General features: G+C 49.9%; 18 protein-coding genes. 17 read left to right on the top strand and 1 reads right to left on the bottom strand.

Annotated features, from left to right (window positions below):
* Window positions 1-35: 35 nt before the first annotated feature.
* Window positions 36-1376, bottom strand: a complete 1341-nt coding sequence (locus OEY58_10060; GenBank protein MDH5325794.1) for a TRZ/ATZ family hydrolase — start codon at window positions 1374-1376, stop codon at window positions 36-38.
* A 115-nt stretch (window positions 1377-1491) separates the two neighbouring features.
* Between OEY58_10060 and mtnA the strand changes: the two genes are divergently transcribed.
* From mtnA to ahcY, 17 genes are all read left to right on the top strand, one after another.
* Window positions 1492-2544 (top strand): S-methyl-5-thioribose-1-phosphate isomerase, encoded by a 1053-nt coding sequence (gene mtnA / locus OEY58_10055; GenBank protein MDH5325793.1) that lies wholly within the window; start codon window positions 1492-1494, stop codon window positions 2542-2544.
* Window positions 2545-2700: 156 nt separating this feature from the next.
* Entirely contained in the window at window positions 2701-5352 is a 2652-nt protein-coding gene (gene gyrA / locus OEY58_10050; GenBank protein ID MDH5325792.1) for a DNA gyrase subunit A, read from the top strand.
* Between the two features lie 24 nt (window positions 5353-5376).
* Window positions 5377-6459, top strand: a complete 1083-nt coding sequence (gene serC / locus OEY58_10045; protein ID MDH5325791.1) for a 3-phosphoserine/phosphohydroxythreonine transaminase — start codon at window positions 5377-5379, stop codon at window positions 6457-6459.
* Between the two features lie 27 nt (window positions 6460-6486).
* A complete protein-coding gene (locus tag OEY58_10040) occupies window positions 6487-7650 on the top strand; it encodes a phosphoglycerate dehydrogenase (protein ID MDH5325790.1) in 1164 nt (387 codons plus the stop codon).
* A 27-nt stretch (window positions 7651-7677) separates the two neighbouring features.
* On the top strand, window positions 7678-8769 hold the full coding sequence (pheA, locus tag OEY58_10035) for a prephenate dehydratase (GenBank protein ID MDH5325789.1): 1092 nt from the start codon (window positions 7678-7680) through the stop codon (window positions 8767-8769).
* Between the two features lie 48 nt (window positions 8770-8817).
* Window positions 8818-9939, top strand: a complete 1122-nt coding sequence (gene hisC, locus OEY58_10030) for a histidinol-phosphate transaminase (protein ID MDH5325788.1) — start codon at window positions 8818-8820, stop codon at window positions 9937-9939.
* Between the two features lie 10 nt (window positions 9940-9949).
* Window positions 9950-10810 (top strand): prephenate dehydrogenase/arogenate dehydrogenase family protein, encoded by an 861-nt coding sequence (locus tag OEY58_10025; GenBank protein MDH5325787.1) that lies wholly within the window; start codon window positions 9950-9952, stop codon window positions 10808-10810.
* A gap of 69 nt (window positions 10811-10879) precedes the next feature.
* Entirely contained in the window at window positions 10880-12196 is a 1317-nt protein-coding gene (aroA, locus tag OEY58_10020) for a 3-phosphoshikimate 1-carboxyvinyltransferase (GenBank protein ID MDH5325786.1), read from the top strand.
* Entirely contained in the window at window positions 12193-12873 is a 681-nt protein-coding gene (cmk, locus tag OEY58_10015) for a (d)CMP kinase (protein ID MDH5325785.1), read from the top strand. The genes aroA and cmk overlap by 4 nt, the downstream gene beginning before the upstream one ends.
* A gap of 246 nt (window positions 12874-13119) precedes the next feature.
* The gene (rpsA, locus tag OEY58_10010) at window positions 13120-14799 is read left to right on the top strand and encodes a 30S ribosomal protein S1 (GenBank protein ID MDH5325784.1); all 1680 of its coding nucleotides are present in this window, start codon (window positions 13120-13122) and stop codon (window positions 14797-14799) included.
* A 121-nt stretch (window positions 14800-14920) separates the two neighbouring features.
* The gene (gene ihfB, locus OEY58_10005; protein MDH5325783.1) at window positions 14921-15247 is read left to right on the top strand and encodes an integration host factor subunit beta; all 327 of its coding nucleotides are present in this window, start codon (window positions 14921-14923) and stop codon (window positions 15245-15247) included.
* Window positions 15248-15408: 161 nt separating this feature from the next.
* Window positions 15409-15702: a LapA family protein gene (locus OEY58_10000; protein ID MDH5325782.1), complete on the top strand. Its 294-nt coding sequence runs from the start codon at window positions 15409-15411 to the stop codon at window positions 15700-15702.
* Window positions 15699-16874 (top strand): lipopolysaccharide assembly protein LapB, encoded by a 1176-nt coding sequence (gene lapB, locus OEY58_09995; GenBank protein ID MDH5325781.1) that lies wholly within the window; start codon window positions 15699-15701, stop codon window positions 16872-16874. Before OEY58_10000 ends, lapB begins: the two co-directional genes overlap by 4 nt.
* Window positions 16875-16972: 98 nt before the next feature.
* The gene (gene pyrF, locus OEY58_09990) at window positions 16973-17698 is read left to right on the top strand and encodes an orotidine-5'-phosphate decarboxylase (protein ID MDH5325780.1); all 726 of its coding nucleotides are present in this window, start codon (window positions 16973-16975) and stop codon (window positions 17696-17698) included.
* Window positions 17695-19173 (top strand): mannose-1-phosphate guanylyltransferase/mannose-6-phosphate isomerase, encoded by a 1479-nt coding sequence (locus OEY58_09985; protein ID MDH5325779.1) that lies wholly within the window; start codon window positions 17695-17697, stop codon window positions 19171-19173. Before pyrF ends, OEY58_09985 begins: the two co-directional genes overlap by 4 nt.
* 274 nt (window positions 19174-19447) lie before the next feature.
* Window positions 19448-20608 (top strand): methionine adenosyltransferase, encoded by a 1161-nt coding sequence (gene metK, locus OEY58_09980; GenBank protein ID MDH5325778.1) that lies wholly within the window; start codon window positions 19448-19450, stop codon window positions 20606-20608.
* 81 nt (window positions 20609-20689) lie between these two features.
* Window positions 20690-22090 carry an adenosylhomocysteinase gene (gene ahcY / locus OEY58_09975; GenBank protein MDH5325777.1) on the top strand — a complete coding sequence of 467 codons (1401 nt, stop codon included), beginning with the start codon at window positions 20690-20692 and terminating at the stop codon, window positions 22088-22090.
* Window positions 22091-22231: the final 141 nt, after the last annotated feature.

The following is a 22231-nucleotide window of genomic DNA, read 5'->3' as shown; positions in this document are numbered from 1 at the left end:
ATTCATACTTTCAGTTACATTCGTATTCATACAGCTTAAGACTCATTTTCCGGGTGTTGATCGGCCTGGTAGATTTTTTCCCGCCACAGCTGTGCTTTGTGTTTAATAGCTTGCTCGTCAATAGTGGTGAGTGCCTGCCGGCGCAACAGCTGTTTGCCGGCTACCCACACATCAGTGACCTGTTGTCGGGTGCACGCATAGACAATTTGAGATACGGGATTGTAGACCGGTTGGGTGCCCAGATCGTCCATGTTAATGGCGGTGATGTCCGCGGCTTTGCCGGGCACCAGGGAGCCGATCTTGTGATCCAGCCCCAGCGCTTTGGCGCCGTTTATGGTGGCCATGCGCAGCGCATTTTCTGCAGGTATAGCGCTGGCGTCTTGGCTGACAGCTTTGGCCAGCAGGGCAGCGCTGCGCATTTCTCCCAACATATCCAGGTCGTTATTGCTGGCGGCACCATCGGTGCCAATGGCGATGTTTACCCCGTATAGGCTTAATGCGTGTACCGGACAAAAGCCGCTGGCCAGTTTCAGGTTGGATTCCGGGCAGTGCACCACGTGAGCCCCCGCCTGTGCAAATAAGCTCATTTCCGCATCGTTCAATTGGGTCATATGTACCGCCAGCAGCCGCGGAGAAACCAAGCCCAGCTCCTGTAAGCGTTGAATGGGACGTTTGCCCGAGTCCTGCTGCGCCTGTTGTACTTCAAAAGCAGTTTCATGCACATGCATGTGAATGGGTAGGTCCAGTTCTTCCGCCAGAGTAACCACTTTTTCCAGTGCCGGATCAGATACCGTATAGGGTGCATGGGGTGCGAAGGCGGTGCTTATGAGGGGGTTATGGCGAAAGCGGTCATGAACCTCCAGGCCTTTGTGCAGGTATTCATCGGCATCGGCCGCCCAGACCGTGGGGAAATCGATGAGGATTAAACCAACCGTAGCGCGCATACCGGTCAGATCGGCTATCCTGGCGGTTTCATCGGGGAAAAAATACATATCGTTAAAACAAGTAATGCCGCCGCGAATCATTTCCGCCAGCGCCAATTGGGTGCCGTCATGGACGAACTCGTTGTTGACCCAACGGCCTTCGGCAGGCCAAATATGGTTTTGTAGCCAATCCATTAAGGGTAAATCGTCTGCCAAGCCGCGAAACAGAGACATGGCGGCATGGGTATGGCAGTTAATCAGGCCCGGGATCAGCGCGTGGTGTCTTAGTTCATGAACGGTGTCGGCCTGATACTGTCTGCGCGCCTGCTCCTGGGGCAGAATGCTGAGAATACGTCCCTCGTGTAGGGCCAGTGAATGATCGGTATAAACCGTAGCCGCAGGCTCTACTGGAATTATCCATTTTGCGTGTATGAGTGTATCGATACTGTCCATAGCGGGGTAGGTTACCGTGCTATGGGCAAGTCTGGCAAGTATCGGCCTTTTTTAACGGCCCCGGTTTGATACAATGTATCGTTTTTACCTTTCAACACCCGGCGGAGTCATGAGTATGGCGCAAAGTTTTCAAGCAATACAATGGACGGGAGGCAGTGAGAGTAGGCTGCGTTTATTGGATCAGCGTCTGTTACCCCACCAGGAAACCTATCTGGATTATAACGATAGTGCGATGGTTGCGGATGCAATCCGTGATATGGTGGTGCGCGGCGCTCCCGCGATTGGTATCTGTGCCGCCTATGCGGTAGTTCTGGCAGCCAAACAACGCCTGGAACAAGCCCATTGGCGGGCCGGTTTGCAACAGGATTTGGATTTTCTGCTGCAATCCCGACCTACAGCGGTAAATTTGCAATGGGCGCTGCAACGCCAGAGCCGGGTTATTGAGCAGTATGGGGGTGCCGAGCCGCAACAGTTATTGCGGCAATTGGAGCAGCAGGCCGAACGGATTCATGCGGAAGATCTGGCCGCCAATCTGGCTATGGGGGAACTCGGTGCGGCGCAAATGAAATCGTCCTGCAACGTACTGACGCACTGCAACGCCGGTGCTTTGGCAACGGGGGGGTACGGAACCGCCTTAGGGGTGATTCGCTCCGCGTTCAAGCAGGGGAAAATCAATAAAGTCTATGCCGACGAAACCCGGCCTTGGTTGCAAGGCGCACGGCTGACTGCCTGGGAGCTGCTTAAAGACGGTATTCCGGTGGAATTGCAGATTGAAGGTGCGGCCGCGCATTTGATGCAACAGGGCGTGATTCAATGGGTGATCGTTGGCTCAGACCGGATTGCCGCAAATGGCGATGTCGCCAATAAAATCGGCACTTATTCTCTGGCGGTTTTAGCGCGCTACCATAAGGTGAAATTTATGGTGGTTGCACCCACTTCGACGGTGGATATGTCTTTGGAGCACGGTGGTTTGATACCCATTGAGCAACGCTCGCCCCAGGAAGTGCTGTGCCTGGCAGGCCAAGACGTGGCGGCTACCGGTGCGACTGCCCGCAATCCAGCCTTTGACGTCACTCCAGCAGCGCTGGTGGATTGCATTGTGACGGAAAAAGGAGTGGTGTATGGGCCAAACCGGGAAAACATGATGGCCATGATGCAAAACGATTGAAAATTTTCCTTGGTCCAAGCTCAGAGGCCCTTAAATTCTCTCTGAACCGTTTTTTTCCTGATGCAGTGGGGGGCACGAATATGATACTATAAACAGTCTGAGCTAGGTTAAAAGGTCGAACTACAATAACCACTTAAATCCGGAAAACTGCCCCCTATGACGGAATTTGCCAAAGAAGTTATCTCTGTCGATATCGAAGAGGAGATGAAACAGTCGTACCTGGATTATGCCATGAGCGTAATCGTGGGCCGTGCCCTGCCCGATGTGCGTGACGGACTCAAGCCGGTGCATCGCCGCGTGTTGTTCGCCATGAATACCTTGGGTAATGACTGGAACAAACCCTACAAAAAGTCCGCACGTGTCGTGGGGGATGTCATCGGTAAATATCATCCTCACGGCGACTCCGCTGTATATGACACTATTGTACGCATGGCCCAACCCTTTTCTCTGCGCTACATGCTGGTGGATGGACAGGGTAATTTTGGTTCCGTAGACGGAGATGCGGCCGCTGCCATGCGTTACACCGAAGTGCGCATGTCCCGCATTGCCCACGAACTGTTGGCGGACCTGGAAAAAGAAACCGTCGATTTCGTTCCCAACTACGACGAGAATGAAAAAGAACCCACGGTATTTCCGGCAAAATTTCCGTCCTTACTGATCAACGGCTCGTCCGGTATTGCGGTGGGTATGGCTACCAACATCCCACCTCACAATATCACTGAGGTGATCAATGCCTGTATCGCCATGGTGGATAATCCCGCCATAGAGTTACCGGATATTATGCAACACATTCCCGGACCGGATTTTCCCACGGCAGGGATCATCAACGGCGGCCGAGGCATTCGTGAAGCCTATCGTACCGGCCGTGGCCGTATCTACGTGCGTGCCCGTACTGAAATTGAGAGCACCGATTCCGGCAAACAACGTATTATCGTAACCGAATTGCCTTACCAGGTTAATAAGGCCCGCCTCGTGGAAAAAATCGCCGAATTGGTGAAAGACAAGAAAATTGAGGGCATTACCGAGCTGCGGGATGAATCGGACAAAGATGGAATGCGCATCGTAATTGAAATGCGCCGTGGTGAAGTGGGCGAGGTGTTGCTGAATAATTTGTATCAGCAAACCCAAATGCAGTCGGTTTTTGGGATTAACATGGTGGCGCTGGTCAACGGTCAGCCTCGTTTACTCAATCTGATGCAAATCCTCAGTGCGTTTATTGACCATCGTCGCGAAGTGGTTACCCGACGTACTGTTTTTGACTTGCGCAAAGCTCGTGAACGGGCCCATACCTTGGAAGGTCTGGCCGTTGCGCTGGCGAATATTGACCCCATTATTGCCCTGATCAAAGCGGCGGCCAGCCCGGCCGAAGCTAAAAAGGGTTTATTGGAGCAAGTGTGGTCTCCAGGTGTTGTTATCGACATGCTGCAACGGGCAGGCGCCGCGGCCTCCAGACCTGACGGCGTGGGTGATGAATACGGTCTTAGTGATGCGGGTTATCGACTCACTGAAGTTCAGGCTCAGGCTATTTTGGATTTGCGCTTACACCGTCTTACCGGTTTAGAACAAGACAAAATCATCGATGAATACAAGGAACTGCTGGAAAAAATTCAAGATTTGCAGGAGATTCTTTCCGATCAGAGTCGTTTGATGGCAGTTATTCGCGAGGAACTGGAACAAATCAAAGAACAGTACGGCGACAAACGTCGTACCGAAATTATCGACAGTCAAATCGATCTGAATGTTGAAGATTTGATTAGCGAAGAAGACGTGGTGGTGACTTTATCCCATGAAGGCTACGCCAAAGCACAGCCTTTATCGGATTACCGGGCACAGCGCCGGGGCGGTCGGGGTAAATCCGCCACCTCCATGAAAGACGCGGATTTTGTCGACAAGCTGTTTATTGCCAATACTCATGACACTATTTTGTGTTTTACCAGCCAGGGTAAAGTGTATTGGAAAAAAGTGTATGAACTTCCCGTGGCCAGCCGTATTGCCCGTGGCAAGCCCATTGTGAATCTGTTGCCCCTGGAGCCGGATGAGCGTGTCAATGCCGTCTTACCCATTCGTGAATATGAAGCGGATAAGTTTATCTTTTTTGCCACAGCATCTGGCACGGTGAAGAAAACGCCTTTGGTGGATTTTTCCAGACCCCGGGCCAACGGAATTCGTGCCATTGATTTGCGCGAGGGTGACCAGTTGATCGGCGTGGATATTACCGATGGCAGCAAAGACGTCATGTTGTTTACCAGTGCCGGTAAGTGTATTCGCTTTCAAGAGTCCAATGTACGTCAAATGGGTCGAACCGCCGGTGGTGTGCGTGGTATTAAGATCGGCGACGAGCAAAAAGTCATTTCCCTGATTATCGGTGACGTGGGTACCGTGCTGACGGGGACGGAAAATGGCTATGGAAAACGTACTGCAGTGGATAATTATCCGGTGCAAGGTCGTGGTGGGCAGGGCGTGGTGTCTATTCAAGTGAACGAGCGCAACGGCCAGGTGGTGGGCGCTGTCTTGGTTAATGATGACGATGAAACCATGTTGATTTCCAGCGGCGGCACATTGATTCGAACCCGGGTGGCGGAAATTTCGGTCCAGGGACGCAATACACAGGGAGTACGGTTGATCGGTCTCGGCGAAGGTGAGAAATTGGTTGGGCTGGAACGCATCGTTGACGAACGGGATGAGGAAGGGGATGCTGAGTCAGGCGATACTGTGGCAGATGCGACTGTGGCAGATAATACTGTCGCAGGCGATGCTGCAGGGGAACCCAGTGGTGAGGACGATGCATCAGATTCCTCAGATGAATAATGAATTTTCAGGAGCAGTTAAGTAATGGCTAGAGTGTTTAATTTTAGTGCCGGACCGGCGGTGGTTCCGGAACAGGTGTTGGAGCGAGCTCAAGCGGAAATGCTGGATTGGAACGGATCCGGTATGAGTGTTATGGAAATGAGTCATCGCGGTAAAGAGTTTATGTCCATTGCCGCCAAAGCCGAAGCCGATTTGCGGGAACTGATGGCTATACCCAGTAACTACAAAGTGTTGTTTTTGCAAGGGGGTGCATCCAGCCAGTTTGCCATGGTGCCTTTGAACCTACTGGGTGATAAAAACAGCGCTGATTATATCAATACGGGTGCCTGGTCCAAAAAAGCCATTGCTGAGGCCAAGCGCTATTGTGAGGTCAATGTCGCAGCGACGACGGAAGCGGATAAATTTACTTCAACCCCCTCACAGCAGGAATTGAACTTGAATCCGGATGCGGCCTACGTGCACTACACGCCTAACGAGACCATTGGTGGTGTTGAGTTTCCGTATGTACCCGATACAGGGTCTGTGCCTTTGGTGGCGGATATGTCTTCCACCATATTGTCGCGTCCCATGGATGTGAGCAAATTTGGCGTCATTTACGCCGGCGCGCAGAAAAACATCGGTCCCGCCGGCATGGCGGTGGTGATTGTTCGGGAAGACCTGATGGGAAAAACCACAGCGACTACGCCTGCCATGTTCGATTACAAGATTCATGTAGATAACGAATCTATGTACAACACGCCGCCCACCTATACCTGGTATTTGGCAGGCTTGGTGTTTGATTGGCTTAAGAGTAACGGTGGTTTGACTGCTATGGCTGAAGTCAATCAACGAAAATCCGCCAAATTGTATGCCGCTATTGATGCGTCCGGGTTTTATCACAACCCGGTGGAAGTGGGGTCACGTTCCTGGATGAATGTTCCGTTTACATTGAGCAATGCGGAACTGGACTCCGTATTTTTGGCCGAAGCAAAAGAAGCTGGGCTGGTTACATTGAAAGGTCATCGCTCTGTCGGGGGTATGCGTGCCAGTATTTACAACGCTATGCCGGAAGCCGGTGTAGAGGCCTTAATTGAGTTCATGGCGGATTTTGAAAAACGCAATGGCTAAGTCGCAAAGGTAGGACAGGGGAGTATCATGTACAAAATTTTGACCTTAAATAATATCTCCGTCGCCGGTTTGGAACGTTTGCCGCGGGAAAACTACGAAATCGCTTCCGAGATTCAACATCCCGATGCGGTTTTGTTGCGTTCATTCAAAATGCACGATATGGAAATTCCGGCTACCTTGAAGGCGGTGGGACGCGCCGGTGCCGGGGTTAACAATATTCCCGTGGACAAAATGAGCGCTTTGGGAATACCCGTATTTAATGCGCCCGGCGCTAACGCCAATGCCGTTAAAGAACTGGTGTTGGCTGGTATGTTGCTGGCTTCCCGTAATATTTGTCAGGCTTGGGATTTTGCCCGCAATCTGCAAGGCAGCGATGAAGAAATCAACAAAATGGTTGAAGCCGGTAAGAAAGATTTTGCCGGGTTTGAGCTTCCCGGACGCACACTTGGTGTGGTGGGCTTGGGGGCAATCGGTCGCCTTCTGGCCAATACAGCGGTTTCTATGGGTATGAACGTCATCGGTTATGATCCCAATATTACCGTGGAAGGTGCCTGGAAGTTGTCAGCGACAGTTAAGAAAGCCAACAGCATTGATGAGTTATTGACGGCTGTAGACTACGTGAGTTTTCATGTTCCATTGGTGGATACGACTCGTCATATGATCAATGCGGATCGGGTTAAGCTCATGAAGAAAACTGCGGTGATCCTCAATTTTGCCCGCGGCGGCATCGTGGACGATGAAGCGGTTGCGGCAGCGCTGAAGACCGGAAAATTGCATGCCTACGTATGTGACTTTCCCAGCAACTTACTGAAGCAACATCCGGGAGTGATAGCTTTGCCGCACTTAGGGGCGTCTACCCGCGAGGCGGAAGAGAACTGTGCCATTATGGTCGCCGATCAGGTGCGAGAATATCTGGAAAACGGTACTGTGCGAAATTCTGTAAATTTTCCCGAAGTGCAAATGAGCCGGGGCGAAGGTTATCGGATTGGTATTGTGAATTCCAATGTGCCCAATATGGTAGGTCAGATTTCCACCGCGATGGCCAAGGCGGGATTGAACATTATTGATATGTTAAATAAATCCAGAGGCGATCTGGCGTATACCGTTGCAGATGTGGATCAAGCCATCGACGAATCGGTATTGAGTGAAATCCGCGCCATTGATGGCGTGTTGGCTGTTCGCACAATGTGAGCTGAGTTTTAGTAGCCTATACAACTTATGTCAGATAGTAAAAAATTACAGAGCTTACGCAAGCGTATTAATGCGCTGGATGAACAAATCCAGACCCTGATCAATGAGCGCGGTTCTTTGGCCAAAGACGTTGCCATCGCCAAAATGGAAGCTGGGGAGCAAAACGAGTTCTACCGTGCTGAGCGTGAGGCACAGGTGTTGCGCAATGTCATTGAGCGTAACACCGGTCCGGTTCCGGATAAGGAAATGGCGCGGATTTTTCGCGAAATCATGTCTACCTGTCTGGCCGTGGAACGACCGATTACCGTGGCGTATTTTGGTCCGGAAGGGACTTTCACTCAAGCCGCTGCATTAAAGCATTTTGGTCATTCAGCGAAAACGGTGCCCTTGAGTTCCATTGCAGAGATATTTCGGCAAGTGGAATCGGATTCGGTTGATTTTGGCGTGGTACCGGTAGAGAACTCAACTGAGGGTGTGGTCAGTCACACCTTGGATATGTTCCTGCAATCGTCTCTGAAAATCAGCGGTGAGGTTGAATTGCGCGTACATCACAATTTGTTGTGCCGTGACCCGGATGTGGATCTGCGTAGCGTGAAAAAAATATTTTCTCACCAGCAATCTCTGGCTCAATGTCGACGATGGTTGGATACTCATATGCCGGGTGTTGAACGTGTGGCGGTGAGCAGTAATGCTGAAGCAGCGAAAATGGCTGTTAGTGAAGCCAATACAGCCGCTATTGCCAGTGCCGCAGCGGCTGAAATTTACCAACTGCACCTGGTTAAGCAAAAAATAGAAGACGATACCAATAACACCACACGGTTTCTTGTGATTGGTAAAAAATCAACGCCTGCCAGCGGCAAAGACAAAACCACCTTACTGGTATCGGCCCAAAACCGACCGGGTGCTTTGGCTTCTTTGTTACAACCTTTGGCAGACAATAATATTTCCATGACAAAAATCGAGTCACGACCGTCTCGTTCCGGAATTTGGGAATATGTCTTTTTCATTGATATTGAAGGACATGCTGCGGATACACCCGTGGCCGGTGCTTTAGTCGAATTGGAAAAAGTGTCCGCTATGCTCAAAGTGCTTGGCTCCTACCCAAAAGCCGTGTTTTGATTTGTAGATTCACAGCATAACTTTGGAAACATACATCAGGAAACCCCTATGAGTTGCGATAACGCCTTTGTTGAATTGGCTTTGCCCGGCATTCAGAAACTCTCACCGTATCAACCCGGGAAGCCCATCGGGGAGCTGCAGCGGGAATATGGTTTGAAACAGGTAACCAAGCTGGCATCCAATGAAAATCCTTTGGGGCCCGGCCCAAAAGCTTTGGAGGCTGCGAAAGATGCCTTGCCTGGATTGCATCGTTATCCTGATGGTAACGGTTTCGAGTTAAAGCAGGCTTTGAGTCGGGTTCTAAACGTGCAGAGCAATCAAGTTACCTTAGGTAATGGCTCCAATGATGTTTTAGAGTTAATCGCTCGTGCCTTTGCTGCTCCGTCTGAAGAAATCATTTTTTCTCAATACGCTTTTGCCGTATACCCTTTAGTGACTCAGGCCATTGGCGCAAAAGCAGTAGAGGTGGCAGCAAAGAACTGGGGGCATGATCTGGACGCTATGGCGGCAGCCGTTTCGGAAAAGACCAAAGTCATATTTCTGGCCAATCCCAATAACCCTACCGGTACGTGGTTTGGCGAGGTGGAACTAACTACTTTTATGGACAAAATCCCAGCGTCTGTGCTGGTGGTGCTGGACGAAGCCTATTATGAATACGCCAGCGATCCGCGTACCGGGGCGGATGATTATCCTAATGCATTACCTTTATTAGATCGTTATGCCAATTTGATTCTGTGTCGTACTTTTTCCAAGGCCTACGGTTTGGCCGGTTTGCGGGTGGGATATTGCGTGTCGCATCCTGCCGTGGCAGATGTACTGAACAGGATACGCCAACCTTTCAATGTGAACCACATGGCTCAGTGTATGGCGGTGGCGGCTTTGGAAGATAAAACCTATCTGGATCAGGCAATTCAGTGCAACAGCAACGGGTTGACGCAGTTGAGTAAGGGTTTTTCTGGCTTGGGCTTGGATGCCATTGCTTCAGTGGGCAATTTTATATGCGTACGCGTAGGGGATTCCATGGCGGTTTACGAACGTTTGTTGCATCTGGGAGTGATAGTGCGCCCGGTAATGAACTACCGCATGCCGGAATATCTACGGGTGAGTGTAGGACTGGAGCAGGAAAACGCGGCCTGCCTTACCGCATTGCAGCAATGTTTGGAGTCCTAGCGTGATGGATATGCCAAAGCAAATTACCATTATCGGAGTCGGTTTGATTGGAGGCTCCTTTGCTTTAGGCTTAAAGAAACAAGGTTGTCCTACCCGCATTGTAGGTACAGGACGGGATGCCGGGAGTTTGGAAAAAGCTCTGCACCTGGGGGTTATTGATGCAGCCGAACTGGATCTGCAAAAGGCCATAAAGGATGCGGACGTGGTGGTGCTGGCCATGCCGGTCGGTGCGACGGAGCAGGTGTTACGACAGATTCAACCGTTCATCAGACCTGGGTGCATCATTACTGATGTGGGGAGTTCCAAAGGAGTGGTGGTCCAGGCAGCTCACGCAGTGTTTGGCGAGGTGCCGCCATGTTTGGTTCCCGGACATCCCATTGCGGGAACAGAAAAATCCGGCGTGGAGGCAGCTTTTGCCGAGCTGTTTGAAAATCGCCGGGTGATTTTAACCCCGGCACAAAATGCGGACCCGAAAGCAGTGGAAACGGTGTCGCAATTGTGGCAATGCACGGGTGCAAAGGTCAGTATTACCAGTGTGGAACACCATGATGAAGTGCTGGCAGCTACCAGCCATTTACCTCATATGCTGGCATTTGCCCTGGTAGACACACTGGCAACTATGGACGATAAAGCGGAGATTTTTCAATTTGCCGCGGGTGGGTTTCGAGATTTTACCCGTATCGCTTCCAGCGATGCCCAGATGTGGCACGACATCTGTGTGACCAACGGCGACGCTATTTTGGCAATGCTGGATCGTTTTACTGCCGATCTGGGCTTATTGCGCCAGGCAATTGAGGATAAAAACAGCGATTACATACTTGAGGTTTTTCGCCGCGCCAAGAAAGCGCGTGACCAGTTCTGCGGTCAATAGAGATTCTGGTTCAACTTTATGTTGTTCAATTAGAGCATCCAAAGCATCAATTAATTAAAGAGTATCATTATGAGTCATTCTGATCAGATTCAATTCCGCGTTGAAGCCGGCGGAGCCTTGTGCGGCGACGTGCGGGTACCGGGCGATAAATCCATTTCTCATCGTTCCATTATGTTGGGTTCCTTGGCAAATGGTGTTACCCAGGTTAGCGGGTTTCTTGAGGGTGAGGACAGTATTGCCACCTTGGAAGCGTTTCGTGCCATGGGGGTTAAAATCGAAAGACTCAATCAAGGTGAGTTGCGTATTCATGGTGTGGGTTTGCACGGCTTACAGGCTCCGTCGCAAGCACTGGATTTGGGGAATTCCGGAACCTCCATGCGTTTACTCAGCGGCTTATTGTCGGGCCAGCCTTTCGATACCGAGTTGACCGGTGATGTTTCCCTTTCAGGACGCCCTATGCGGCGTGTTACCGAACCCCTTGCGCAAATGGGGGCTCAGATTGAAACCACCGAAAAAGGTACCGCACCTTTGAAAATTCGTGGTGGCCATAAACTCAAAGGCATTGAGTATCTATCTCCGGTAGCCAGTGCTCAGGTGAAATCCTGTTTACTATTGGCAGGTTTGTACGCCCAGGGTGAGACTTGTGTTACCGAACCGGCTGTGACCCGCGATCATACCGAACGTATGTTGCGCGGTTTTGGTTATACCGTCAGGCGCAACGGTTCCACAGTGTGTCTGCAGGGCGGCGGCGAGTTAACGGCAGCGCAATTGGATATTCCCGCGGATATTTCTTCCGCTGCCTTTTTTATGGTGGGAGCCAGTATAGCGCCGGGATCGGATTTGTTGCTGCGCCATGTGGGCATGAATCCCACCCGAATCGGCGTGATCAATATATTGAGAGCTATGGGAGCTAATATTGAAATACAGTCGCCTCGTGAAGTGAATGGTGAACCGGTGGCGGATATTCGTATAACCTCAGCCGATTTGCACGGCATCGCTATTCCTGAGGATCAGGTGCCTCTGGCCATCGACGAATTCCCTGCATTGTTTGTTGCTGCAGCCTGCGCCGAAGGTGAGACTGTGTTGACCGGAGCCAAGGAGCTGCGAGTCAAAGAAAGTGATCGCATCCAAGCAATGGCAGATGGTTTGGTGGCTTTAGGGGTGGACGCACGTCCGACCGAAGACGGCATGATCATTAATGGCGGACCTATCGGTTCCGGTGAAGTTAATAGTCACGGTGATCATCGTATTGCCATGTCGTTTGCGATGGCTGCTTTACGTGCGGAGGGTGAGATTGTGATCCGTGATTGTGCCAATGTGAACACATCATTTCCGGATTTCGCACACTTGGCCACCCAAACCGGTTTAAAGCTGGCAGTTTCATGACGACCGTCACACCGGTAATCACCATCGACGGGCCCTCCGCGTCCGGCAAGGGTACTTTGAGCGCATTGGTGGCCAATGCCTTGGGGTGGACCATGTTGGACAGTGGCGCCTTGTATCGCCTGGTGGCCTTGGGAGCAATAAAAACCGGCGTGGACGTGGAAAATCAGCAGGAATTGGTGCAATTGGCATCGGATTTGGATGTACAGTTCCTGGTTGTATCCGGGGAAACCCGCATCATGTTAAGCGGTGAGGATGTAACAGCTCAAATTCGAACGGAAAGCTGTGGCAATATGGCTTCTAAAGTGGCGGCGATTCCCGAAGTGCGGCAAGCCCTGTTGCAGCGGCAAAGGGCCTTTCGCTTGCCGCCCGGACTACTGGCGGATGGGCGGGATATGGGTACCGTCGTGTTCCCCGACGCAATTTTGAAGATTTTTTTGACCGCCAGCGCCGAGGAAAGAGCAAAAAGACGCCACAAGCAGTTGAAGGAGCAAGGCATAGATGTTAGTCTTGGCGATCTTTTCGGCGAGATCGCCGAACGCGATAAGCGTGATAGCAGTCGGAGCAGTGCGCCCTTAAAGGCGGCTGCAGATGCGGTAATGTTGGATACGACCCATATTACTGCTGAAGAGGCGGCAAAGCAAATCATCGAACTCTACCAACAACGGATTCATTCCTGATTTTCCGGAGTGGATAAACCGCGTGTAGCTAGTGGTAGTCGTGTTAAGTTGAGTGATTTGTCGAAAAGTAGGATAGGGGTTTGTTCCCCCTTTTACAGGTGCTTGTGTTATCCAAACCGTAAAACGGCTAATACAGGTTTTTTTATTTTCCAGCCTGGTACAGATCACCTGTGCAGGCGAGTCGTTTCCTAACCGTCGAATCTTCGTACGGTAGTCAAAGAGAAACGCCCAGGAAGTTTGATCAAAATGAGCGAAAGCTTTGCCCAATTATTTGAAGAAAGTCTTGCCAATACCCAGATGACACCCGGAACCATCCTCACCGGTACGGTTGTGGAAGTGAATCCGGATGTGGTGGTTGTTAATGCCGGTTTGAAGTCTGAAGGGGTGATTTCGGCATCTGAATTCCTTGAAGCGGGAGAGATGACGGTAAAAGTGGGTGACGAAGTGGAAGTCGCCCTGGAATACGTTGAAGACGGGTTTGGTGAAACCCGCTTATCCCGAGAAAAAGCAGTACGAGCGCGCTCCTGGCGCTTGCTGGAAAAAGCTTACGATGCCGGCGAAAACGTCAAAGGTATCATTAATGGAAAAGTCAAAGGTGGATTCACAGTGGAACTGGGCGAGGTTCGTGCCTTTTTACCCGGTTCTTTGGTGGATGTGCGACCGGTTCGCGATTTGTCTTATTTGGAAGGCAAAGAGCTGGAATTCAAAGTTATTAAGCTGGACCAAAAACGCAACAACGTGGTGGTTTCACGCCGTGCAGTCGTAGAAGCAGAGAGCAGCGAAGAGCGTGAAGCGCTGATCGAAAGCTTGCAGGAAGGCCAAGTGGTCAAGGGTATTGTTAAGAACCTGACCGATTACGGTGCATTTATCGACTTGGGCGGCATCGATGGCCTGTTACACATTACCGATATGTCTTGGAAGCGTATTAAACATCCTAGCGAAATCGTTAATGTCGCCGATGAGATTGACGTCAAGGTGCTGAAGTTTGATCGCGATAAAACTCGCGTTTCTTTGGGGCTGAAGCAAACCGGCGAAGATCCTTGGGAAGACATTACCCGACGTTACCCCGTGGGCACCCGCTTGTTTGGCAAAGTGACCAATTTGACTGACTACGGCTGCTTTGTGGAAATCGAGGAAGGCGTTGAAGGTCTGGTGCACGTGTCTGAAATGGATTGGACCAACAAAAACGTCAGTCCCGGTAAAGTGGTACAAGTGGGCGAAGAAGTGGAAGTGGTGGTTCTGGATATCGACGCCGAACGTCGTCGCATTTCCCTGGGCATGAAGCAGTGCAAGATGAATCCTTGGGAAGGATTTGCGGCCGGCAACAACAAAGGCGATCGCATTGTGGGTACCATTAAATCCATTACGGATTTTGGTATTTTTATCGGTCTGGACGGCGGAATTGATGGCCTGGTGCATTTGTCGGATATTTCCTGGAACGAAACCGGCGAAGATGCCGTACGTAATTATAAGAAAGGCCAGGAGATCGAAACGGTCATTTTAGCTATCGATCCGGAGCGGGAACGCATTTCGCTGGGCGTCAAACAGCTGGAACAGGACCCATTTACCAATTATTTGGCCGAACATACTAAAGGAAGTATCGTAAAAGGCGATATAATTGAAGTAGATGCAAAAGGTGCTGTGGTTCGCTTGATGGAAGGCGTGGAAGGTTATCTCCGGGCTTCCGAAATCAGCCGGGATCGCATTGAAGATGCGCGTACCGTGCTCAAAGAAGGCGAAGAGGTCGAAGCTAAATTTGTTGGTGTTGACCGTAAAAACCGCACTATTAATTTGTCCATTAAAGCTAAGGACAGTGCCGAGGAAGCGGAAGCCATTGAGGATTACACCCGTAATTCGGACCAGGGTGGTACCACCACATTGGGTGATCTCCTTAAGGAACAAATGGAAAATAAAGAAAGTTCGTAGCAAAATCTCGGAAGTGTTCTACAGTTAGTAATTATGGATAAGGTTATAGCTGTTTAATTATTAAGCTTCGTTGATTTGGCACCCTGTGGGTGCCAAATCAGCTCATCTGAGGGCTGATGAGATGACAAAATCTGAACTCATAGAACGAATCTCGAAAAAGCAACCGCATTTGCCGTATAAGGATGTGGAGTTGTCTGTTAAAACGCTGATTGAGCAAATGGCGCAAAAACTGGCAACGGGAAACCGGATTGAAATTCGCGGTTTTGGCAGTTTTTCATTGCATTTTCGCCCACCTCGCATTGGGCGGAATCCAAAGACCGGTGAAGCGGTAGCCCTGTCTGGCAAATATGTTCCCCATTTCAAACCCGGTAAGGAATTGCGTGAGCGGGTCAACAATGTGGAGCAAAAGTCTACGAGCGAAACGCCGGTGGCACAACCGACTATTTAAGAATTCCCTTAATCGGGTTTTTGAGACGGTACAAGGGAATCCTTGTACCGTTTTTTTTTATGGTGTCTGCAGTTATTGTTCCTGGGGAAATATAGTTTCCCGGCAAGTTACATTATAATGTCAATCTCGGGTAAGTTATCGGAAAATAGTGACCAGATAAAATGAAGCGGATAATTCTGTTATTTGTACTGTTAGTGATAGCCATAAGTACCATTTCTTTTACTTTAACCAACTCGCAACCGGTTATGCTGAAGTATTATTTTGGAGAAAAAGAAACCGACCTGTTGGTGGTGATTGTATTCAGCGTGGCAATAGGTGCCGTGCTGGGGGTTTTGGCCACGATGGGTTTGGTGTTGCGGTTGAAGCACGATTTGGTTAAATTGAAAAAAACCGTCAGGGTCACAGAGAAAGAAGTGGAAAATTTACGCTCATTGCCTCTTAAGGACCCGCATTGAGCATAGAGTTACTGCTGTTATACCTGCTGTTACCCGTGGCGGCTTATTCGGGTTGGCGAATCGGTCGTCGCAAGCAAAATCCTATCCCGGCCCAAAAATCCAACGTATTTTCCGCTGAATATTTTACAGGCTTGAATTTTCTACTGAACGAGCAGCCGGATAAGGCGGTGGATGTCTTTATCAAAATGCTGGAGGTTGACAGCGAAACGGTGGAGACCCATCTGGCTCTGGGCAATTTATTCCGCCGTCGAGGGGAAGGGGATCGCGCCATTCGCATTCACCAAAATCTCATTGCCCGGCCCACACTAAGCAAAGAGCAAAGAGCCCAGGCACTATTCGAATTGGGCAACGACTACATGCGGGCGGGATTTCTTGATCGGGCTGAGAATCTATTTCTGGAACTGATTGAAGGTAAGAGCCACAAAATAGAAGCATTGAACCATTTGTTGGATATCTATCAACAAGAGCAGGATTGGGAAAAAGCCATTGTTACCGCAAAAAAAATCGAAGCCAATACCGGCGTGCACACAGGGGCTGTTGCCGCCCATTTTTGTTGCGAACTCGCGGCTCACGCGCAGGCCGCGGGTGAAACCCGGCAAGCCGTTAAGACCCTGAAACGGGCCCTGGCAAATGATAAAGGCTGCGTCAGGGCTAACATTTTATTAGGGCATATTGAAAAAGAAAATCATAATTACAAAGGGGCAATTAAGGTATTCCGGCAGATTGAACAGCAGGATCCCGTTTATTTGTCGGAAGTTCTGGGTGCGATGTACGAATGTCACCAGGCTTTGGGTACTCTGGCTGAATACGAGCGTTATTTGCACCGAATTCAGGGGAAATATGAGGGAGTTTCTGTAGTGCTCTTTCTGGCAGAGCTGACGCGGTTGCGATATGGCGAAGAAGAAGCTGCATATAAAATTATTGAGGCCTTACGCAAAAGGCCGTCGATTAAAGGACTGCATCGGTTGATTGAACTGAATCTGGTGGGAAGTGAAGGGGCTGTACGCGAGAACCTTCTTATTCTTCAAGATCTGACTTCCAAACTGTTACAAGACAATTCGGTATATAAATGTCAAAATTGTGGCTTTAAAGCCAAAACTTTGCATTGGAAGTGCCCCACCTGTAAAACCTGGGGCAGCATTAAGCCCATTGTGGGAGTGGAAGGTGAATAGGGTTTCACGCTGGCGCTTGAGTTAAGTGTCTAGAATTTAGTTTAGTCGGAAATAATACTCTAAGAACAAAGTAACGAAATCAGTATACAGGTTATTACATGAACCAACAGATTATGAATCCCAGAATTATTGTGGCTTTGGATTATGCGGATGCCGCGACGGCTTTGAAAACCGTGTCCAGCTTAGACCCGAGTTTATGCCGCTTGAAAGTGGGGAAAGAGCTTTTTACGACGGCGGGTCCCCAATTTGTGGAGCAGATTCAGAAACAGGGTTTTGCTGTGTTCTTGGATTTAAAGTTTCACGATATCCCCAATACTGTCGCCAAGGCGTGTCAGGCAGCGGCGCAATTAGGTGTGTGGATGGTCAATGTGCATGCTGTGGGCGGTCGGAAAATGATGCAAGGTGCAGCAGAGGCAATCGCCGGCAGCTCGCAAAAGCCACTACTCATTGCCGTTACGGTCTTAACCAGCATGGATGAGCAAGATCTACAGGAAATTGGATTTTCCGGCAGTCCTCAGGAAAGAGTAAGCGTCTTGGCTCAGTTGGCCCAGGAGTCCGGTTTGGATGGGGTGGTATGTTCCCCCTGGGAAGTTCAGAGCTTACGGGAACAGCGGGGAGCTCGGTTCACCCTGGTGACGCCGGGAGTCCGACCGGCCGGTGCTGCTCATGACGATCAAAAACGTATCATGACACCGGCAGATGCCATTCAAGCAGGGTCGGATTATCTGGTGATTGGTCGACCGATTACACAAGCTGCCGATCCATTGCAGGCACTACAGGCTATTCATCAAGAAATACAGACGGCGCATGGAGAAGGGTTGTGAATCTATTACCTGTCATTTTATCGGGAGGATCAGGCACCCGGCTCTGGCCTTTGTCTAGAGAACAATATCCAAAACAGCTGCTACCCTTGGTGGGCGAATTTTCCTTGCTACAAGATACCGTCAACCGTGTGAGGGGAATGACATTGGGTGGCACCGAAGTGACAGCGCCTTTGGTGGTGTGTAATGAAAGGCACCGATTTTTGGTGGCAGAGCAATTGCGACAATTGCAGCTTAATCCAAGTGCAATATTGCTCGAGCCCTGTGGCCGAAATACGGCTCCGGCCCTAACTCTGGCTGCGCTACACGATTTGGCGAAGCCGGGAAATGGAGAAGCAAGTATTTTGTTAGTGATGCCCGCCGACCATGTCATCAAAAACCAAAAAGCCTTTCAAAAAGCGGTCGTTGCGGGATTTGAATTAGCTGCAGACGAGGCTTTGGTGACATTTGGTATTGTTCCGGACAGCGTTCAAACCGGATACGGTTACATTCATCAAGGACAACCGGTCCATCAGTGTGATGCCAATGCCTATTTCATCGAGCAATTTGTCGAAAAACCCGATGAAAAAACGGCACGTTCCTACGTGGATAGTGGTGAGTACTTGTGGAACAGCGGTATGTTTATGATGAAGTCGCGTTTGTGGTTGGAACAAATGGCGCAGTTCCGACCGGACATGCTTCAAGCTTGTGAAGTGGCTTACAAAAATGGGGTTAAGGATTTGGACTTTTTCCGTGTTGCTACGGCAGAGTTTCAAGCTTGCCCCTCCGACTCCATTGATTATGCGGTTATGGAACCTTTAACGCAGACAACACAGAGCAGCACTTCTGAACTCCGAAACAGAGGTGTGGTTATTCCCCTGGATGCGGATTGGTCTGATGTCGGGGTATGGTCTGCCATGTGGCAGGTGCAGCAACAGGACAGTAATAGCAATGTTCTCAAAGGCGACGTTATATGCCATGAGGTGCAAGGCAGTTATATTCATTCGCAAAGCCGTTTAGTGGCCGGCGTAGGTTTGACGGATCTCATTATTGTGGAGACCGAAGATGCGGTGCTGGTGGCTCACAAGGGTTGTACTCAAGACGTGAAGCAAGTAGTGGAAACACTGCAACAACAAGATCGATCTGAACGTATTACACACCGTCAGGTTTATCGGCCCTGGGGGTTCTATCAAGGGGTGGTGGAAGGCGAACGTTTCCAAGTGAAGAAAATAGAAGTCAAGCCGGGAGCGTCGTTGTCACTGCAAATGCATCACCACCGGGCGGAACATTGGATCGTCGTGAAAGGAACCGCCAAAGTAACGCGGGGCGACGAAAGCTTTTTGTTGTCCGAAAACGAGTCCACCTATATTCCTTTGGGGGTAAAACACCGCCTGGAAAATCCCGGCACACTGCCCTTACAGATCATCGAAGTACAGTCGGGCAGTTATCTGGGGGAAGACGATATTGTGCGTTTCGAGGATGTGTATGGCCGTGAATGATGGAAAATTGACCAACTTAGTGGATTGTTTTATAAACGCGTGTTTTCTCGACGTTTTAGCGACAGATTAGATTATAATTGAAGCAATTCCTAATACAGGTTAGAATTGCCGGATTTTTCGTGGCCGTCTGGCCTTGGATTGTAGGTAGCTTTGGCTGGAAACTGATGAACCCTCAGCGTGGACTGAGCCTTCAGCGGATGCAGAGCCTCCCTGCTGTCTTGTATTTTTTAGTGGCCCCTGTGGGAACAGTGGCGAAATGGAATGAGGATACCTAATGGCGAATTCACATGTTTTCACCTCCGAGTCGGTGTCGGAGGGGCATCCGGACAAAGTAGCCGATCAGATTTCTGACGGGGTTTTGGATGCTATATTTGAACAAGATAATAAAGCCCGCGTTGCTTGTGAAACCCTGGTGAATACCGGGATGGTGGTTATATCCGGGGAGATCACCACATCGGCATGGGTGGATATCCAGGATGTGGTTCGCCAAACGATCAAACGTATCGGTTACAACAGTTCTGACATGGGGTTTGATTGGGAATCCTGTGCGGTTCTTACCTCAATCGATAAACAGTCCGCTGACATCGCCATGGGTGTGGATGACAGCGAGGATCATGAGCAAGGCGCCGGTGACCAGGGTTTGATGTTTGGTTACGCCAGTAACGAAACCGATGTGCTCATGCCGGCTCCTATCACGTATGCTCATCGTCTGGTAAAACGCCAGGCCGAAGTACGTAAGAACGGTGTGTTGACCTGGTTACGCCCCGATGCCAAAAGCCAAGTGACTTTTCGTTATGAAGACAACAAACCTGTGGGTATTGACGCCGTGGTGTTGTCCACACAGCACACGCCCGATATTTCCCAAAAAGACCTCCAGGAAGCCGTTATGGAGGAAATTATCAAACCCGTATTACCGGCAGAATGGCTGAGTGCTGACACTAAATTCCATATTAATCCCACCGGACGGTTCGTCATTGGCGGACCTGTGGGAGACTGCGGTCTTACCGGTCGTAAAATCATTGTGGATACTTATGGCGGCATGGCGCGCCATGGCGGAGGCGCATTTTCCGGTAAAGATCCTTCTAAGGTGGATCGCTCTGCCGCCTACGCCGGACGTTACGTAGCCAAAAACATCGTTGCGGCCGGTCTTGCGGATCGTTGTGAGATCCAGGTCTCCTACGCCATCGGTGTCGCCGAACCCACTTCCATCAGCATTGAAACGTTTGGTACCGGTAAGATAGATGACAAGAGAATCGTTGAATTAGTACACGAGTTTTTCGATCTGCGTCCTAAAGGCCTGGTTAAAATGTTAGATTTGCTGCGACCTATCTATGGCCCTACAGCGGCTTACGGACACTTTGGTCGTGAAGAAGAGAACTTTACTTGGGAAAAAACCGATAAGGCAGCAGCATTGAAAGATGCCGCCGGAATTTAAGAAACCTCATCAGTCGGAAGTTTCAAACCATTTAAACAGGAAAGCAGGAGTTACCAAATAATGAGCCAACCCGTAGAAAACATGAATCCTGACTATAAAGTCGCGGATATTTCTCTGGCAGACTGGGGTAGAAAAGAAATCGCCATTGCCGAGACAGAAATGCCGGGGTTGATGGCCTTACGTGAAGAGTTTAAAAAAGACCAGCCGTTGAAAGGTGCGCGCATATCGGGCAGCTTACACATGACCATTCAAACCGCGGTTTTGATTGAGACTTTGGTGGATTTGGGGGCGGAAGTACGCTGGGCATCCTGTAATATTTTCTCTACCCAGGATCATGCCGCGGCAGCCATTGCGGCAGCCGGCGTTCCTGTTTATGCCTGGAAGGGTGAAACCATTGAAGAGTATTGGTGGTGTACAGAGAAATGTCTGACCTGGCCCGATGGCGGCGAAGCCAATATGATTTTGGACGATGGTGGTGATGCCACACTATTGGTTCACAAAGGTGTGGAGTTTGAAAAAGCCGGTGCGGTTCCCGATGCAAAACCCGGTGATAATGAAGAGTGGGTGGCGATACTGGATGTACTGCGTCGTAACCTGGAGTCGGATAAAGGTAGATGGGCCCGGATGGCCCAAAGCGTAAAAGGCGTCACCGAAGAAACCACCACCGGTGTACATCGTTTGTACCAAATGCAAGAGCGCAATGAGTTGTTGTTTCCGGCCATGAACGTCAATGACTCGGTCACCAAGTCCAAATTCGATAATCTGTACGGTTGTCGAGAATCTTTGATCGACGGGATTAAACGTGCGACCGATGTCATGATCGCCGGGAAAATCTGTGTGGTTTTGGGCTATGGGGATGTGGGCAAAGGCTGTGCTCAGGCGTTCCGAGGCATGGGTGCCACCGTATGGGTAACGGAAATCGATCCAATTTGTGCTTTACAAGCAGCAATGGAAGGTTACCGTGTAGTGAACATGGATCAAGCAGCCACGTTGGGCGATATTTTTGTCACGACGACCGGTAATGTTAACGTTATCAATCACGCTCATATGCAGGCGATGAAAGATGAAGCCATAGTTTGCAACATTGGTCACTTTGATTCGGAAATTGAAATATCCGCTTTAGAAGGTTACCAATGGGAAGAGATCAAGCCTCAGGTTGATCATGTTATTTTCCCTGACGGCAAAAAAATTATTATCCTGGCCAAAGGTCGGCTGGTGAATTTGGGTTGTGCTACCGGGCATCCCAGTTTCGTTATGTCCGCCTCGTTTACCAATCAGGTTATGGCGCAAATGGAGTTCTGGAACCATTCCGAAAAGTACGAAAACAAAGTCTATGTTTTGCCCAAGCAATTGGATGAAAAAGTCGCTCGCCTGCACTTGCAGAAAATTGGTGTTAATTTGACCCCGCTTACGCAAGAACAGGCCGACTACATTGGTGTGCCGGTGGAAGGACCCTACAAGCCTGATCACTATCGGTACTAAAGACAGAAAGTTCGTGTATTTTATTTGTGTTTTTGTGGTCTAAACTAGTTTAAGAAACGGGAAGGGGGGTTACATCCCCCTTCTGTTTTTCCAATGGCACTTGTTTGGAGTCGACCAAGTTGGTTTGATTGGTTGGATGTT

Source organism: Gammaproteobacteria bacterium (assembly GCA_029882975.1).
In the GTDB taxonomy this organism is placed as follows: domain Bacteria; phylum Pseudomonadota; class Gammaproteobacteria; order SZUA-152; family SZUA-152; genus JAJDNG01.
The sequence above is the reverse complement of the archived record's forward strand: the minus strand, read 5'-3'. Positions and strand labels throughout refer to the sequence as shown.

Coding starts and splice junctions, on each gene's coding strand:
- OEY58_10060 (MDH5325794.1), bottom strand. CDS start 1,376: ATGGACAGTATCGATACACTCATACACGCAAAATGGATAATTCCAGTA.
- OEY58_10040 (MDH5325790.1), top strand. CDS start 6,487: ATGTACAAAATTTTGACCTTAAATAATATCTCCGTCGCCGGTTTGGAA.
- gyrA (MDH5325792.1), top strand. CDS start 2,701: ATGACGGAATTTGCCAAAGAAGTTATCTCTGTCGATATCGAAGAGGAG.
- mtnA (MDH5325793.1), top strand. CDS start 1,492: ATGGCGCAAAGTTTTCAAGCAATACAATGGACGGGAGGCAGTGAGAGT.
- ihfB (MDH5325783.1), top strand. CDS start 14,921: ATGACAAAATCTGAACTCATAGAACGAATCTCGAAAAAGCAACCGCAT.
- OEY58_10000 (MDH5325782.1), top strand. CDS start 15,409: ATGAAGCGGATAATTCTGTTATTTGTACTGTTAGTGATAGCCATAAGT.
- pyrF (MDH5325780.1), top strand. CDS start 16,973: ATGAACCAACAGATTATGAATCCCAGAATTATTGTGGCTTTGGATTAT.
- rpsA (MDH5325784.1), top strand. CDS start 13,120: ATGAGCGAAAGCTTTGCCCAATTATTTGAAGAAAGTCTTGCCAATACC.
- aroA (MDH5325786.1), top strand. CDS start 10,880: ATGAGTCATTCTGATCAGATTCAATTCCGCGTTGAAGCCGGCGGAGCC.
- cmk (MDH5325785.1), top strand. CDS start 12,193: ATGACGACCGTCACACCGGTAATCACCATCGACGGGCCCTCCGCGTCC.
- serC (MDH5325791.1), top strand. CDS start 5,377: ATGGCTAGAGTGTTTAATTTTAGTGCCGGACCGGCGGTGGTTCCGGAA.
- ahcY (MDH5325777.1), top strand. CDS start 20,690: ATGAATCCTGACTATAAAGTCGCGGATATTTCTCTGGCAGACTGGGGT.
- OEY58_10025 (MDH5325787.1), top strand. CDS start 9,950: ATGCCAAAGCAAATTACCATTATCGGAGTCGGTTTGATTGGAGGCTCC.
- metK (MDH5325778.1), top strand. CDS start 19,448: ATGGCGAATTCACATGTTTTCACCTCCGAGTCGGTGTCGGAGGGGCAT.
- pheA (MDH5325789.1), top strand. CDS start 7,678: ATGTCAGATAGTAAAAAATTACAGAGCTTACGCAAGCGTATTAATGCG.
- hisC (MDH5325788.1), top strand. CDS start 8,818: ATGAGTTGCGATAACGCCTTTGTTGAATTGGCTTTGCCCGGCATTCAG.